The following is a 15674-nucleotide window of genomic DNA, read 5'->3' as shown; positions in this document are numbered from 1 at the left end:
CCTGCCCACCCCCGAGTCGGAGCCCCGGCTGGTGCCGATCGGGGTGGACGAGCGGGCGCTGGACCCGGTGCTGCTGGACCTGTTCGACCGCGGCCCGCGTGGCCGCCGACGTCATCGACCAGGAGGCGCTGGCCATGCTCGTGCTCACCGCGGGCTGGGGCAACCCCGCCGCCGACCTGCCCGAGGACATCTCCCCCGGCGAGACCGTCTCCTTCACCGAGGACGGCAGCGCCGTGCCCGTCGCCGACCTGCACGGCCGCGGACTGGGCGGCCCCAAGGAGGCCCCGATGGTCTCCACCGCCACCGGCGACTACCTCCTGCGCAAGCTCGCCGAACTGGCCGCCGGCCGCGACGCCGACCCCGGGCGCACCCCCGACCAGCGGCGCCGCCTCCTGCTGCGCCGCCTCCTGCCGGCCCTGAGCGGCGAGGACGTGGCCCGCAGGCTCACCGGGGTCCTGGGACGCATGGCGGTGGACATGCCCACCCACTTCGCCCTGGTGCAGCGGGCCCGGGGCCGGGCCCGCAGCGCCCCCTACGCACCCGTGCCGGACGCCCCGGCCGTCCCGGCCGGGGCCGACCCCGAGCGCCGCGAGGTGCTCAGCGAGGAGGAGAAGATGTGGCTGGAGCGGACCGCCCTGGAGCTGTCCGCCCGCGCGCAGGAGCGGCGGGCCGCCCTGGAGGCCGACCCCCAGGGCACCCTGGACACCCTGCTGTGCGCGATCCTGGAGGAGGGGCGGGGCGTGCCCGCCCGCTGGGCGGACGCCCAGGACGACCCCGACCGGCGCGCCGACCTCATCGACGCGCTGACCGAGGTCATCACGGGGTGAGCAGGCCGGCCGCCGCGTAACGGTCGACCAGCGGGGGCAGGACCGGGTACTCGGCGAACGCGCGCAGCGGCATCACCGCCGTGTCCTCCCAGGGCAGCCGGCGCCGCCAGCGCGCGGCCAGCAGCACGTCCACGGCCTGGTCCACCTCCCGCCACCGGGACGGGTCGCCGCTCCCGGAGATCCGGCGTGCCGCCAGCGCGCCGTCGAAGGCGTCCAGGAACGCCCGCACCCGGGCGGCGCCGGCGCGCTCCACCCCGGCGCCCGGGTCCGGGGACAGCGCCCGGGCCCTCCGGTCCACCAGGTACAGCCGCGGCCGCAGGTGGACGCTGCCCATCCCCAGCGACTTGCCCATGCCGATCTTGTGCGCGTACTCCGGATCGGCCGGGTCGCCGCCGTCCACCGGGTTGTCCAGCAGCAGGGCCCGCAGCAGGGCGCCCAGCTCCCCGTCGGTGAGGTTGGTGAAGGTGATCCGCGACCGGAACACCAGGCCGTCGCGGAGGGGGACGACGTCGCGCTGGGTGTCCCGCGGCGGGCCGTGGCCGCCCCCGGGCCGCAGTACCTCCAGGCCCGGGTCCTCGCGGGCCGCCTCGTCGTAGCGCACCGGCGAGCCCAGGCCGTCGCGGTGCCGGTGCAGGTAGACCTTGTAGCCGTTGAGCCGCACCTGCCCCTCGTGCGCCCACGTGATGACGTCGGCCCTGCCCCCGGCCGCGTCCGGCCCCTGGAGCAGGTAGTTGGCGAAGCAGCCGCGCTGGGGGGAGAGCAGCCGCACCCGCAGGGCCGCCCCGTCGGGGTAGTCCGGGTCGGGGGCGGTGCACACCGCGTTGCCGAAGAACACCCGCCCCTTGGAGGCGGACGCCTCGCCCGCGAACGTGTCCACGTCCCCGAACAGGGCCCGGCCCACGTCCACCGGCCGCCCCGCGCGGTCGGCCCGGTCGGCGTCCCCGTGCTGGGGGCTGAGCAGCGCCTCCGGCACCGCCCGGCGGATCGGGTCGTCGTCGCTGACGGCGATCCGGTAGCCGCCCGAACGGCCGAAGGACACCACCGACCCCCGCGGGTCCACATCGAACCAGACCGGCTCCATCCCGCGGCGGGGCAGCCCGCCGCCGCCGGAGCCGCCGACCCGCTCGCGCTCGGGGTCGCCCTCCTCCGTACCGAGCCCGTCGGGGAACGCGGCCCGCTGGTACCCCGTGATCTGCTCGGCCGACTCGAACATCTCCACCAGGGCGTCGGGGACGCGCAGCCGGCCGGTGCGCAGGTCAGGCGGCCGGGGGAACAGGTAGGCGTTGCGGCGCTCGCCCCCGGCCGCGCCGGTGAGCACCACCAGGGCCGGGACCACCCCGCCCCGGCCCAGGTCGCGGACGTCGATCCGGTGCTCCGCCAGGTGGGCGCGGGCCTCCTGCTCCGTCGGGGCGACCGCGGAGACGCGCCGCTCGCCGGGCAGGTGGACGGCGTACACCCAGCGGTACTGGAGCCGGCCGTGCTGCTCGTGGGCGGTGGGCACGTACGGGGCGCCCCGGGGGTTGTCCGGCAGGTCGTCCACCCCGAAGTCCCACCGCTTGAGGCTCTCCCGCAGCACCGTGAACGGCACCTTCAGCGCCTGGCCGCGCTCCCCGCCGGGCCTGGCGGCCGGGACCTCCACGATGTACCAGCGGTCGCGGGAGCGCTCGTGGAACAGGAAGCCCTGCCGGGTGCGCAGGCCCGCCCGCCTCCTGCGGTACTGGGAGTGGCGCAGCGCCATCACCGAGCGGGTGCGGGGCGACAGCGTGCTGTCGGCCGAGGCCGGGTCGATGCGCACCGGCGCCCGGAAGAACAGCATCGGCGTGTTGACCGGTCCGGTCTCCCCGCTGGTGAGCATGCGCAGGGTGTTGCGGACCAGGCCGCGCAGCCCCGAGCCCGGCAGCACGGGCAGCGGGGTCTCGCCGTGCGGCAGCCGCAGGGAGCGGCTCACCCCGCCCCGGTCCGGGGTGCGGCCCACGAAGGTGGGCGTGAGGGTCGTCAGGGTCAGGTCGATCCACCCCGAGTGGGTGCCGCGCACCGTGCGGTCGTGGCTGCGCAGCAGGTCCCCGGTGTCGTAGCCGCCGTGCAGGTCGGCGGCGGGCATGGGCTCGGCGGCCATGCGGACCGCGCCGTAGGGCGCGGTGGCGCGCGCCGGGGCGTCCCGTCCGGCGGGACGGGGCCGCTCGGTGCCGCCCAGGCGGGAGGCCACGTCGCGGGGGTTCACCACGGCTCCTCCCCGGCGGGCTCGTCGCCGGTGCCCGGGTCGAACACCGGGCCGGTCGGCTTGGGCCCGGTGGACAGGCCGGTCAACCGGTGGAAGGCCACCCCCACGGTGCCGGTCCCGGGGTCCTGCGCCCAGTACTCGCGCACGGTCAGCCAGCTCCCGGTCCCCTCGGCGACGGCCCGCCCCCCGCGCACACGGCGCACCCGCGCGGAGAAGTCGCTCCACACGACCGGCAGGACCGCGCGCGCCCCGGAGGGCTCGGCGGTCACGGTCAGCGGCACCCCCTCGCCCGGGGAGCGGCCGTGCTCGGGCCCGGTCCAGCCCTGGAGCAGGAAGGAGCGGTCGCGCGGGCGCAGCCACGGGGGGACCTCTCCGGGCGCGTCGGCGCAGATCCACCCGGACCGGCCGCCCTCCCCGATCCGGATCTGGGCGTGGGCGGCGAACACCAGCACCTCCAGAACGCGGACCCTGTCGGCGGGCGCGGCCGGCGCCGCCGCCGACAGGTCGGCGGTGCCGGGACCGTCCGACCGGTGCCAGCGGTCCCGCGGGCAGAGCCCGGTGATCCGGCCGTCGCCCAGCTCGGCCAGCAGCCACTGCGGCGCGTCCGGGTCGCCGGGGGGACCGGGCGGACCGGTGTCGAGCAGGCCGCAGCGGGCGCCCCGCACGAAGACGTCGTCGAAGACCGCGTCGATCTCCGCGGTGTCCAGCCGGCGCACGGTCACTCCCACAGGGGCGTCGGTCACGGCCGTCCTCCTTCCCGTCGTGGCGCTTCGGACCCGGCGTCTCCGGAGACCGGGCCGCCGGGGGCCGTGTCACCGGAGACCAGGAGGCGCAGGGCGGCCACCCATTCCCGGACGGCCTCCGCGTCCGGGCCGTCGGGGGCGAACACCGCCGCGACCAGGTCGACGCGCCGCCGCGGTCCTTCACCGTAGGACACCAGCTCCGCGCGGACCGCGCTCACCCGGCCGTGGCCCACGCCCGAGCCCGCCCCCAGCGTGTCGAAGGGCACCGTCGCCAGGTCGCGGACGACGAGCGCGCACAGGCCCAGAATCGCGTCGTCGGGGTCCTCGATGTCGAACACCGCCTCGGCGGTCCCCCCGCACTGGAGGTCGTGGGTGAACAGGCGGCCGTCCACGGAGTCCCCGAACAGGGGGTCCACGGCCATCCGGGTGGCCGTCACCGGGGCCCCGCCGGTGATCACCGGGACCTCCCGCAGACGCACCCGGGAGGGGCGGGGGACGGCGTCCCGCGCCGGGGTGTCGGCGCCCCACCAGTGGCCGAACCAGTCCTGCGGGCCGACTCCGCCCAGGGCCTGGGCGGCGTCGTGCACCGACCGCGCCGCGATCCGCTTGACCAGCGCGAACAGGGCGGTGTCGCCGAGAACCGGGGCCATGCGCACCTCGCCCTTGTCGGCGTCCTCGACCACCGGGCGCCACCGGTGGGCCCGGTCCGTTTCGCCGAGCCGGTCTCCGGCGGGGACGTCCCCGACCGACAGCAGCCCGGGGCGCAGCGCGTCCGGCGGCGGCGCCAGCGGGTCCTCGCGCTCGCCCACCGCCAGGGTCAGCCGCAGCTCGGCCCGGCGGCGCCGGTCGGGGGCGGCGACCCGCGCCGCCACGTGGGCGGCCGTCCCGGTCCGGCCCGCGGCGCGCAGCTCCCGGCCCAGGGCGTCGGCCAGGTCGGCGGGGGCGTCGGCCAGGGCGTCCTCGCCGGCCTGCCACCGCTCCCGCCAGGAGACGCCGTGGTGGGCGAACCAGTCGTGTTCGTCCCCGAGGTCCAGGCGGCGGGCCGCCCAGTGGGTGGCGCGCACCGCCCCGTGCCCGCGGCCGGTGCGCCCGCCCAGCCGGGCGCCGGCGCCGCCGACCCCCTCGGCGGCCAGGGCCAGCAGTGTCAGCAGCCGGGCCTCGTCCGCGGGCGCGGGCACCCGCAGCCGCAGGTGGACGACGAACACCGTGCCCGCCGGGAGCACCTCCCACTGCCACAGCAGGCCGGGCAGGACCGTCCCGGAGGCGGGGTCCACCCGGGTCCCGGTGCGCACCGCCACCCCCGTCCCCTCCGGCAGGCGCGCGAACGCGTCGTCGACCTCCAGCGCGCTGGCCCGGGGAGCGGTCCCGTCGTCCTCGGCGGTCCCGAACAGCTCGCCGGCCCGGCCCGGGCCGCCCGTGCGGCCGGCCAGGGAGTGGCGCAGCAGCCCGGCCAGGGTGGTGGCGCGCAGCCGGGGCGCGCCGGTGCGCGGGTCCCGGTCCAGGTACAGGTCCACGTCGCTCTGGGCGGCGTGCCGGGGCACCGCCTGGGCGGCGCCGATGTGGGTGTCGGAGAGCAGGCACCAGCGTCCGGCGACCTCCCACAGCACCCCGGGTCCGGGTGTGTTCACCGGCGGCCCCCCTGGGTGTGGGCCGGGTCGCGGGTGCGCAGTACCCGGGCGATCTCGGCCAGCCAGGAGGACACCAGCGCCAGGCACAGCCGGGCGGCGTTCCGGCGCTCCCAGGCGCGGGCGCGCGGAGAGAGCCCGGCGGGGTCGCCGCGCGGCGGCAGCCCGTCGGCCAGGGAGAGGTCCACGGCGGCGATGGCGGCCGCGTAGGCGGGGCTGTGCGCGGGCCGGGGGCGGTTGGCGTCCCACCAATCGGCCGCGGCCCCTCCCCCGCCGATCCCGGACAGCCACACCCGCACCGGGATCGGCGGGCTGCCGGGCGGCACCACCCGGGCCCGGGCCAGCGCCCGGACGGCCCGGTCGTGCAGGGTCTTGGGGGCCCCGCCCGTGGAGCGCTCCCCGGCCAGGACCCCGGCCAGCGCGTCCAGGGCGGCGTCCGCGCCGTGGTGCGGGTGGGTGACCGCCTCCCGCAGCCGCCCGACCAGGCTGGGGGTGAGGGGCTCCAGCCGGCGGGCGGACCGGCGGGCCAGCATCCGGGCGTGGTCGCGGACCGGTTCGGCCGCGGCGTTCCACAGCAGGTCGTCGTACAGGGCGGCCAGCCCCGGGTCGTCCCACTCCAGGGGGCCGTGCGCGGCGACGGCACCGCCGTCGGGCAGGGCGACGGTCCCGGCGGGCCGCCCCGCCAGGGGCACGGCCTCGGGAGCGGGCGGCAGCGGGCCCCGCGGGGGCGGGTCCAGCAGTACGAACTGGCCGTGGCCGTCGATCACGCGGTCGCCCAGCGGATCGGCCTCGATCGCCCGGACCAGGGAGGCGGGCAGGGCGCGGTCCAGCACCAGCCGCACCACCGCGCCGGGGGCGGCCGCACGCCGCTGGGCCATCGGCCCGCGGTAGCCGCGGTGGTAGGCGCCGACCACGGTCGACTCCACGTGGGAGGCGACCACCCGCACGCCGGCCCCCGGCAGGTGCCGGTCCAGGAGCGCCCGGACCTCCGCGACCAGGGCGCCGGGGGCGTACTGGCCGTGGTCGCCCACCACCAGCGCCGGGGACAGCAGCAGCAGGTCGACCGGCTCCCCCGCCGCCCAGGAGCGCCGCCCCGCCGGTGCGGTCCGGTCCGGGGAGAGCGGGGCGTCCGGGTCGACCGGGGACACGCGCACCCCGCCGTGGGCGCGGGTGCCTCCGGACCCCAGGGTGAGCGAGCCCCGCGCGGCGTCCAGCACCCCGATGACGCGCTCGGCGAGCGCCTCCAGGCCGGCGGAATCCTCTGCCAGCAGCTGCCAGCGCGCCTCGAAGACCTGGCCCGAGTCCAGGGCCGTGGTGAAGAACGGCACCCCCCGGTCGGGGTCGCCGGTGCGCGCCCGCCCCAGGTAGCGCTCGGTGGTGGTGCGCACCCGCGCCCGCAGCGACCGGTCCAGGGTGATGGGGTCGCGCACCGCCCGGTAGGGCACGGCCGGGTCGGCGCCGGCGAACACGTCCGCCATGGTGTCGCTGTTCTTGCCCAGGGTGTACAGGTAGGCGGGCGGCGGGTAGGCGGTCCGGGCCGGGTCCGGGCCCGGCAGGTCCGGGTCGGCCCCCGGCTCCAGCCGCGGATGGGCGGCGGAGAACCGGACGGCGCCGCCGTCGGCGACCCATGCCCGCTCCTCCTCCCCGAGGCCGGCCCGGCGCAGCGCCGCGGCGAGCATCCCGCGCTGGGCGCGCCCGCCGATGACGTGCTCGGAGTCGATCCGCAGCGGGTCGAAGGAGGTGCGCACCACCAGGGTGTCCGCCAGGACGTAACGCAGCGGCAGGTAGCCGCTCACCCCGCTCACCGCGGCTCCCGCAGGGGCGGGGCGGCCAGCCGCAGGGTGAGGGCGTCCGGGTCCTCGCCCGGGTCCCCGGCCAGGCGCACGTCGACCCGGCCCCGCCCCCGGGTGCCCTTGAGGCCGATCCCGGTGGTGGCCAGGCAGGCGCGGGCCAGCAGCCGCCAGTGGTCCGGCCCCGGCTCCCGGGCCCAGGTCAGCGCCGAGGTCAGGACCAGGCCGGGCAGCAGCACCCGGTGGGTGCGCAGCCGCCCCGGCTCGGCGGCACCGTGCGGGCCGACCTCGATCCCGGTCTCCAGCACGGTGTGGGCGTCGGTCACCGCGCGGCGCAGCACCGCGCGCGCCGACTCCGACCGGCCCGCCAGCGCGCGGGCGACCGCGGTGCGCACCGCGTCCCCCGCGACGGCGTGCCCCAGCCGCAGCATGCGGTCGCGGCCGTGTGAGCGCTCCCGGCCGAACACCTCGCCCACCGCGTCCTCCAGGCCCGGGGACACCGCCAGGGCTCGCCGGGCGCCCGCGCGCAGCCGCGCCGCCAGCCGGTGGCGGGGCAGGTAGGGCAGCCCGTGGTCGTCGGTGACCACGTCGGTGTCGGCGCCGGTGCCGTCGGCGCTGGCCCCCACGAACAGCGCGGGCGAGGCCAGCCGCACGACGATGCGTCCGGGGGCGCTCACCGGGGACCGCCCCCGGGTCCGCCGCGGGCCGCCGACAGGCGGGGGTCCAGGGCCCGGGACAGCCCCGGGTCCAGGTACAGGTCCATCATCTCCACGGCGTCGAGCAGGCCCGCGGGCTCCCAGTCCCGGGGCAGGTCCACCGGCCCGCCGGTCACCCGGGCGCGCCGGGCGATCTCCGGGGCCGGGTCGGTGCCCGACTCCAGCAGGGGCACCAGCGACGAGATCAGCCAGCCCCGCCGCCGGGAGTCGCCCTCCGCGGTCAGGCTCCCCGGGGCGTCCGGGTCCAGGTACCGGTCCAGGAAGCCGGTGAACCCGGTACCGGTCAGCGGCAGGCCGGTGCGCCGCACCGGGCCCCGCCGGGCCGCCTCCCACCGGGCGAGAACCCGGTCCACCCCGTCCACCCGGGTCGTCCACGCCACCACGTGCTCGTCGGGGGCGCCGTCCTCCATCGCCGCCACCCGGTGCCGCTTCGCGGTGCCGCACATCGCCTCGCACAGGTCGTGCCCCAGGGACAGGGGCGCGCCCACCGGCTGCACCGCGACGCCCACCCCCACCGTGGGCACGAACGTGGTGTGGCGGTGCCCGCCGTACCCGGCCGCGGTGCGCCCGCCGCCGGGCCGGTCGCCGTGCGCGGCGACCAGCGTGCGGTGCAGGGCCGTGCGGGGGTCGGCCGGGTCGCCGATCCCCTCCGGGTCCGCGTCCAGCCACTCCAGGGCGTACCGCACCAGGGGCAGGGCCAGCCGCGCGTCGCACAGGACGGTCAGGTCGTCCCCGGCCACCACGATCGGCCGCACCGGCAGCCGGACCGGGCCCGACGGCTCGTGGTCCAGGGCGATCGAACGCGCCCCGCCCGGGATGACCGGCTCCCGGCCCGGGTCCGCGCGCACCGTCGCCGCCACCGCGCGGACCAGCACCCGCGCCAGCGCCCCGGTGAGGTCCGCGATGCGCTGCGACAGCCGCCGCTGCGCCAGGGCCCCGGAACCGGGCACGTCCCGGTCGCCCGCCCGCTCGCGGTACTCGCCCAGGATCGCGCCGAGCCCGTTGACGTCCAGGTGCACCACCGCGATCCGGCTGACCCCGCCCGGCTCCCGGCCCAGCCGGTCCACCTCCATCGGCAGCGCCAGCCGCGGCGCCCCGGTGGCGGTGGCCGCTCCGGCGGCCCAGGCGGCGCTGTGCGCGCGGTGCCAGCGGCGGCCGATCCCCCGGGCGCGCGCCACGTCGGCGCTCACCCGTTCGGGGACCCCGGGGCGGTCGTCCTGGGCGCGGCTGGGGTCGAGCACCTCGGCCGGGCCGCCGCCCACCGCGCACACCGCGGTGATCCCGTACCCGTGCGCGGGGTCGTGCAGGGTGGACATGTACCCGCGGGCCCGCCGCAGCCGGTCCGGCAGCAGGGCCAGGGCCTCGTCCACGTCGTGCGCCGGGGCCGGGCCCTCCCCGGGGGCGGAGGGGCCGTAGGGGACGTGCGCCACCACGGGGGTGAGGTCGCCGGCGCGCTCGCGCAGCACACGGGTGTAGCGGGCGGTGAAGCGCCGGGCCGCCGCCGCGTCGGGCAGGACCACGGTGAGCGCCCCGCCCGCGTCGCGCAGCACCGTGCAGTCGTCGGGGACCAGGCCGGCGATCCCCCGCACCGGGTCGGAGGTGTCGGTGAGTTCGGCGACCAGGGCGGCCCGGCCCACCGCGTCCAGGATGCGCCGCCCGCTGTACACGTAGGCCTGGATACCGCGCAGGTCCACACCGACCACCACGCCCCGTGCCGGGGGCGCGGGCACGCCGGCGGCGGACCGGTGCTGCTCGGAGGCGGAGGTCACCGTGTCGAGACTCCTCGTCGCGTGGCCGGGCGGGGGCAGGGCGTGGGCCGGGCGGGACCCGTCCACCACTCTCGGACGGTCCGGTCCCATCGACGGCCCACAACCCTTACCAGCACAAGGGCGGCGAGGCATCCCCGGGGAGGGGATTGGCCCGAACCGGCCACCCGGCGAGGGGGCCGGGCGGCCGCCGCCCGTGTCTGTCCGAGAGGGTTTCCATGCACGAACCACCCACGGTACGGAGGTTCCCCGGTGTCGCCGCACACATCAGAGACGATCACCCAGCACGAGCCCGCTCCGACCGCCCCTCCGGAGCCCGCCCCGCTCACCCCGCAGGAGCTGGTCCCGCACCTGCGCGACCTGGCCCGGTCCCTGCGCGAGCGGGCCGCCGACCGGCGCTCCTCCTGACCCGGACGGGCAGCGGACCCCACGGTCCCCCTCCCCGGAACGCCCCGACCGGAGCCGTTCCGGACCGGTTCCCCGGCCCCACCCCGCCGGGAGCCGCACGGCGACGAGATCCACCGCCCCCGCGCCCTTCGACCCCGCGTGCAGGCGGCCCCGCCGGTCCGGTCGTCCCCCTCCTCCCGCGCCCCGGCCCCCGCGCGTGCACGACAGCGCCTCCGGCGCCCCCGCCCGCCGCGGACCTCGCCCGCCACCGCCCCCGGCCGCGAGCCCCTCAGTCGAAGAGCAGTCCTCCGAACTCCTCCAGCCCGGCCACCGCCGCACGTGTCTCCAGCGGCCCGGGCCGGGAGGGCGGCCGCTGGGGGGCGCGGCGGGCCCTCTGGGCCACCGCCGCGGAGGACGGGGCGCCCGGGGTCACGGTGTCCACCAGCACCGAGCCGAAGCCCTGCGCCGTGTACTTGCCCACGCCGGTCAGCTCCACCAGTTCCAGCAGGGCGGTGAAGGCCTCGGCGTGCCGCCGGTCGCCGCCGGTCAGCTCCAGGCGCAGCCCGCCCTGCCAGCCCAGCACGGTGCGGCCCTCGGCCTGGTGGTGCTCGGCCAGCCGGATCTCCTCACCGGGCACGGGAAGGCGGCGCACCAGGTCCAGCCCCTCGAACGCCGACTCCAGCCAGGCCCCCGCCAGCGCGGGCGGCGCGAACCGGGCGACCGCGCCCATCGCCCCGCTGCCGCCGACGATCCCGCCGCCGGAGCGGTGCACCGCCCCGAAGATCCGGCGCGGCCCCGGCCACACGTGCGGGATCCGCTCACCGGAGGAGTCCCGGGTGGCGGTGACCACGGGGGTGCGGCTGCGCAGCTCGGCCGAGCGGACCGGCAGCGGCCCCCGCGGACCGGCCAGCAGCTCCCCGTAGCGCCGGTCGAAGGTGCGGGTCACCGACAGGGGTTCGAGCAGGTGGTCGCCGATCCGCTGGACCCGGCCCACCGCCTCCTCGGGGTCCGAGGGCGGCGGCACCTCGTCGTCCAGCCAGGTCAGCGTCCAGTGGTACAGCCGGTCGCCCAGCGGGGCGGGCCAGCCGTTCATCGCCCACCGCTTGGCCAGCGCGTGTTCCTCCGGAGGGTGGGGCCACCAGCGGTTGAGCAGGCCGTGGCAGTCCTCGGGACGGATCGGGCGCGCCGTGTCGGCCCGGTCGCGCAGGATCACGGTCCATCGTCTCGGCACCGGCACCACCGTCCATTCGGGGAACGCGCCGTGGTCTTCTCTCGGACAGATGTTTTCTCTCGGACAAGTATTTCGGCAGGGGTCAGGAGCGCGCCATCTCCGCGAGCCTGAGCACCGTCCGCCAGTTGCGCCCGGTGACGAACCCGTCGGCGTGCCGGGCCACCACGTCGGGCAGCCGCGCGAAGCGCAGGCCCTCCTCGTGGACGGTGTACGCCTCGGTCGCGGTCGCCGCGAGGCGCTCGCGCGGGTACTCCGCCGGGTCCAGCGCGGACAGCGCCGCGGTGTCCAGCGTCCCCGAGCAGAACAGGACGAGGAAACGGGAGGGGTCGACCACCTCCAGCGGATTGGCCTCCACCGCGGCGCCGAGCGCCTCCGCGGTGCGCACCACCACCGGCACCTCCAGCCCGAACCGCTCGCGCAGCCCCGCGCCCACCGCCGCGGCCACCGCCTCCGGCCCCTCGTCCCCCGAGGCGACCACGGCGTTCCCGCTCTGCAGGTGGGTGGCGGCGTCCCGGTAGCCCAGGTCGCCGAGCAGGCCCCGCAGGTCGGCCATGGCGATCCGGTTGTGCTTACCGACATTGACCCCGCGCAGCAACACCACGTAGACACCCATGGGGCCATTGTGCCGACCGGTACCGACGCCCCGGCCCGTACCCTGGGGAACGCCGCGCTGTTGCACCGAATCCCGGAGACGCCGTGACCCGCCTGAGCCATACGTTCGACCTCGCCCCCGCCGACCGGGGAACGGTGGACCGGATCGTCGCGGGCCTGTACGAGATGGCCGCGGCCTGCCGGTTCGACGGCCGCGGCTGGCTGCTGCCGCCCGCCGAGGAGGACCTCGCCCCGCTGGTCGAGCGCGCCGGGGAACTCGGGCTCGTCGACGTGCGCGAGCGCGCCGGGCGGCTGGCCCGGCGGGAGGCCGCCGCCGCGGAGCTGCGCGACGGCTCGCCCGACCCCGAGCGCCGGAAGGCGCTGGAGGCCCTGGCGGCCCGGTCGGGGCTCCAGCTCCAGACCGGCCGCCACCTCCAGGAGCGCGCCCACTACCTGGTCGCCGAGCTCTCCCCCGACGGGGTCCCCGTCGAACCCGGCGACGACGAGGACAAGGGGTGGAGCAGCACCGGGGTCACCGTCACCTCCTGGGACCCCTGGGGCCGCGCCTCCGTCGAGTACGCCATGCCCGACACCGCCGGCACCGGCGACGCCCCGGTGACCTGGGGCTCGGTGTCCCACGACGGGGCGGCCGGCACCCTGGACTGGACCCTGGACGTCCGGCTGCCCGGGCGCGGCCCCCGGCTGCGCTCGGCCTCGGCCTCCCTGCACCTGGACCTGGACGCCTGGTACGCCGCCCTGGAGGACGGTCCGGTGCCGCCGGTGCACCTGACCGCCACCCACGCCATGGCCCGGGTGGAGGGATGGGTCGAAGCGGCGGCGACCCCGGCGGGGCGCTGGTCGGTGAAGGTCGTCCTGGACGTGCGCGGCCGGGGCCTGTACCGGCCGTTCGTGGCCGCTGCCCTGTGGGCGACGCGCACCTCCTTCCGCAGGCGGGACGCCCGGATCCGCCGGGAGGGCGCCGACGAGCCGACCGTGGCCGACCGGCTGGAGCAGGCGGCCCGGGCCTGGGACGCCGCGGCGCGCTCCGCGCCGGAGATCCCCGCCCTGCTGGCCGACCTGGCCCGGGCCCTGGAGCGGGCGCGCCGCCCCTGACCCCCTCCCCGGGCCCGGCCCCGGGCGCCCCGCGGTCACTCCTGGTCGGCGCCCCAGCCGGTGAGGGAGCGCACCCGCAGCTCGGTGAACCGGGCGCTGTTGCGCTCGGGCGAGAGCAGGCTGCCCACCACCGCGCAGGCGAACCCGACGGGCACCGCGATCAGCGCCGGGTTCTCCAGGGGGAAGAAGCCGATGTCGACCCAGGACGGCAGCACCGACAGGTTCTCCCCGGTGACCGGGTCGGTCTTGCCCGACATCACCGGCGAGAACAGCATGAGCAGCAGGGTGGACGCCAGACCGCCGTAGATGCCCCACTCCACGCCCTTGGTGTTGAACCGGCGCCAGAACATGGTGAGCACGATGACCGGGAGGTTGGCCGCGGCCGCGATGGCGAAGGCCAGGCCCACCAGGAACGCCACGTTCTGCTCCTGGGCCTGCACGGCCAGCGCGATGGCCACCGCGCCGATCAGGCACGCGGAGAACCGGGCCACCGCCACCTCCTGCGACTCGCGCGGGCGCCCCCACATGAGGATGTGCCCGAACAGGTCGTGGGCGATGGAGGAGGACGAGGCCAGGGTGAGGCTGGCGATGACCGCCAGGATGGTGGCCAGCGCCACCGCGGAGATCAGCGCGAGCAGCACCGCGGCGCCGACCGGCCCGGCGGTGAGCCGCCCCAGCTCCTCGGCGAGCATCGGCACCGCGCTGTTGCCGGAGGGGTCCAGGGCGAGGATGCGCTCGGAGCCCACCAGGGCGGCCGCACCGAACCCCAGGGCGAGGGTCATCAGGTAGAAGGCCCCGACCATGAGGATGGCGCGGTTGACCGAGGAGCGCGCCGAGCGCCCGTCGGGCACGGTGTAGAAGCGGATGAGGATGTGCGGCAGGGCGACCGTGCCCAGCACCAGTGCCAGCCCCAGGCTGATCAGGTCGAGCTTGTTGAACATGGTGGTCGCCGGCTCCCCCGGCACCTCCACGCCGAAGCCCAGCCCCGGCTCCAGGAACGCCGGCCCGTGGCCGCTGGCGTCGGCGGCGGCGCCCAGCAGGGCGCGCGGGTCGAACGAGAACATGGCCAGGACCAGGACGGTGAGCAGCCCGGTCGCGCCCAGCAGCACGACCGCCTTGATGATCTGGAGCCAGGTGGCGGCCTTCATGCCGCCGTACATGACGTAGACGATCATCAGCACCCCGACCAGCACGATCGCGCCGGTGCGGGCCTGGGCGGCGTCCACGCCCAGGAAGGTGCCGCCGTCGTGCAGCCCGAGCAGGACCGACACCAGCGCGCCGGCGCCGACCATCTGGGCGACCAGGTAGAACACGCACACGATGACGGTGGAGACCGTGCAGGCCAGCCGCACCCGCATCCGGCGCATCCGGAACGCGGGCAGGTCGGCCATGGTGAACCGGCCGGTGTTGCGCATCAGCTGGGCCATGGGCAGTACCAGCAGCCAGGCCACCAGGAAGCCGATGGAGTACAGGAACCCGTCGTACCCCTGGAGGGAGATCATCCCGGCGATGCCCAGGAACGAGGCGGCCGACAGGTAGTCGCCGGTGAGCGCCAGGCCGTTCTGGGTGCTGGAGAAGCCGCGCCCGCCCGCGTAGTAGTCGACGGCGCCCCTGGTGGTGCGCCGGGCCCGGATGGTGATGGCCAGGGTGACCAGGACGAACAGGGCGCACAGCCCGATGGTCCAGGCGTGCGCGACGCCGAACCGGCCGTCCAGCGCGGTGGGCGCGGCGAGGAGGTGGGCGGCGCCGTCCCCCGTGACGGCACCGATCACCCCGGGCGCGCCGGCCGCGGTCATGGGCGCACCGCCGCGCCGTCCGCCCCGTCCCGCGCGGCCGGGTACGGCCGGGCGCCGCCGGCGGCGCGGTCCCGGACCTGTGCGGCCAGGGGGTCGATCGCGCGTTCCGAGAAACGGCCGAACGCCCAGGCGAGCACGAAGGTGAGCAGGAACTGCCCTATTCCCATGACCAGGGCGACATTGACGGATTCGGCGATCCGGATGCTCATGAAATCGCGCGCGTAGGCCGACAGCAGCAGATAGGACATGTAACTGCCGAGGAAGGCGGCGACCAGCAGGCCCGCCTGAATCGCGAATCTCCTTCGTAGTCGAACGAAGCCCGGATCGACGGACATGCGTTCGCAGGCGTGGGCGATATCGGCCTGTGCGCGCCGCCGCGCCGCCGCCGACCTGCCCGGGGGCGCGTGGAGTTCCCCTCCGGGTTCCGGCACGCGCCTTCTGTAGACGCCCTCCATGTAATCGACCACGGCCCTCCCCCTGAATTCACCTTCTCCCGGGCACCGCTCCCCCGCGGCCCCGCCACCGCTCGGCGCGCCGTCCGCGGCGAACGTGTGCGAACCCCCGCACCCGCCGCGGGCGCCCCCCTATTTCCGAGCGGTACGGGCAACACCCTAGCCACGGTTTCCACCCCGTGTTCATCAAATGCGCAAATCGACTGGGGGAAATCACCGGACACCGTTTCAGGAACGGACGAAGAAGAAGTCGCGACTACAGGCGGCACCAAATCGCCGCACATCACGCGACCCGGATCACACGTGCGCGGAAGCGGGGAAGGCCCTGTTCAACGCGGGCACGCCGGAGCCGTCGGGCCGCAACGGTCCCCGGTCTTCGCTAGGCTTCGGGGCGACCCCGAACCCTTGCACGGCGA

General features: G+C 77.3%; 12 protein-coding genes and 1 pseudogene. 3 read left to right on the top strand and 10 right to left on the bottom strand.

Annotation, left to right across the window (positions count from 1 at the left end):
- A pseudogene (locus ABZ249_RS29500) lies at nt 1-827 on the top strand (hypothetical protein); the annotation flags it as partial.
- Here the strand turns inward: ABZ249_RS29500 and ABZ249_RS29495 are convergent.
- The 6 genes from ABZ249_RS29495 to ABZ249_RS29470 are packed head-to-tail and all read right to left on the bottom strand — an operon-like array spanning nt 817 to nt 9691.
- The gene (locus ABZ249_RS29495) at nt 817-3021 is read right to left on the bottom strand and encodes a TIGR03986 family CRISPR-associated RAMP protein (RefSeq protein ID WP_355269319.1); all 2205 of its coding nucleotides are present in this window, start codon (nt 3019-3021) and stop codon (nt 817-819) included. The pseudogene ABZ249_RS29500 and the gene ABZ249_RS29495 overlap by 11 nt on opposite strands.
- A gap of 23 nt (nt 3022-3044) precedes the next feature.
- Entirely contained in the window at nt 3045-3791 is a 747-nt protein-coding gene (locus tag ABZ249_RS29490) for a hypothetical protein (protein ID WP_355269314.1), read from the bottom strand.
- A complete protein-coding gene (locus tag ABZ249_RS29485; protein ID WP_355269312.1) occupies nt 3788-5419 on the bottom strand; it encodes an RAMP superfamily CRISPR-associated protein in 1632 nt (543 codons plus the stop codon). The genes ABZ249_RS29490 and ABZ249_RS29485 overlap by 4 nt, the downstream gene beginning before the upstream one ends.
- Complete coding sequence (locus tag ABZ249_RS29480; protein WP_355269310.1) at nt 5416-7221, bottom strand: hypothetical protein; 1806 nt, start codon at nt 7219-7221, stop codon at nt 5416-5418. The genes ABZ249_RS29485 and ABZ249_RS29480 overlap by 4 nt, the downstream gene beginning before the upstream one ends.
- Nucleotides 7218-7883: a hypothetical protein gene (locus ABZ249_RS29475; protein WP_355269308.1), complete on the bottom strand. Its 666-nt coding sequence runs from the start codon at nt 7881-7883 to the stop codon at nt 7218-7220. The genes ABZ249_RS29480 and ABZ249_RS29475 overlap by 4 nt, the downstream gene beginning before the upstream one ends.
- Nucleotides 7880-9691 carry a hypothetical protein gene (locus ABZ249_RS29470; protein ID WP_355269306.1) on the bottom strand — a complete coding sequence of 604 codons (1812 nt, stop codon included), beginning with the start codon at nt 9689-9691 and terminating at the stop codon, nt 7880-7882. The genes ABZ249_RS29475 and ABZ249_RS29470 overlap by 4 nt, the downstream gene beginning before the upstream one ends.
- Before the next feature lie 249 nt (nt 9692-9940).
- Here ABZ249_RS29470 and ABZ249_RS29465 point away from each other — a divergent pair, with 249 nt between their 5' ends.
- Nucleotides 9941-10096, top strand: a complete 156-nt coding sequence (locus tag ABZ249_RS29465) for a hypothetical protein (protein ID WP_355269304.1) — start codon at nt 9941-9943, stop codon at nt 10094-10096.
- Nucleotides 10097-10364: 268 nt separating this feature from the next.
- On the opposite strand, the gene cas6 is transcribed toward ABZ249_RS29465, so the two are convergent.
- Together cas6 and ABZ249_RS29455 are read right to left on the bottom strand one after the other, a co-directional pair.
- On the bottom strand, nt 10365-11315 hold the full coding sequence (cas6, locus tag ABZ249_RS29460) for a CRISPR system precrRNA processing endoribonuclease RAMP protein Cas6 (protein WP_355269302.1): 951 nt from the start codon (nt 11313-11315) through the stop codon (nt 10365-10367).
- 73 nt (nt 11316-11388) lie between these two features.
- Nucleotides 11389-11919: a DUF1697 domain-containing protein gene (locus ABZ249_RS29455; RefSeq protein WP_355269300.1), complete on the bottom strand. Its 531-nt coding sequence runs from the start codon at nt 11917-11919 to the stop codon at nt 11389-11391.
- A gap of 83 nt (nt 11920-12002) precedes the next feature.
- On the opposite strand from ABZ249_RS29455, the gene ABZ249_RS29450 reads away from it, so the two are divergent.
- Nucleotides 12003-13010, top strand: coding sequence for a hypothetical protein (locus ABZ249_RS29450; RefSeq protein ID WP_355269298.1), 1008 nt, complete (start codon nt 12003-12005; stop codon nt 13008-13010).
- A gap of 35 nt (nt 13011-13045) precedes the next feature.
- On the opposite strand, the gene ABZ249_RS29445 is transcribed toward ABZ249_RS29450, so the two are convergent.
- On the bottom strand, nt 13046-14806 hold the full coding sequence (locus ABZ249_RS29445) for a cation acetate symporter (RefSeq protein WP_355269296.1): 1761 nt from the start codon (nt 14804-14806) through the stop codon (nt 13046-13048).
- Nucleotides 14803-15273: a DUF485 domain-containing protein gene (locus ABZ249_RS29440; protein WP_355269294.1), complete on the bottom strand. Its 471-nt coding sequence runs from the start codon at nt 15271-15273 to the stop codon at nt 14803-14805. The genes ABZ249_RS29445 and ABZ249_RS29440 overlap by 4 nt, the downstream gene beginning before the upstream one ends.
- Between the last annotated feature and the right edge of the window lie 401 nt (nt 15274-15674).

The organism is Nocardiopsis sp. NPDC006139, from assembly GCF_040614155.1.
Lineage (GTDB): Bacteria > Actinomycetota > Actinomycetes > Streptosporangiales > Streptosporangiaceae > Nocardiopsis > Nocardiopsis changdeensis.
The sequence above is the reverse complement of the archived record's forward strand: the minus strand, read 5'-3'. Positions and strand labels throughout refer to the sequence as shown.

Excerpts from the sequence above, each read along its gene's own strand:
- ABZ249_RS29455 (WP_355269300.1), bottom strand. The coding sequence starts at position 11,919 with ATGGGTGTCTACGTGGTGTTGCTGCGCGGGGTCAATGTCGGTAAGCAC.
- ABZ249_RS29445 (WP_355269296.1), bottom strand. The coding sequence starts at position 14,806 with ATGACCGCGGCCGGCGCGCCCGGGGTGATCGGTGCCGTCACGGGGGAC.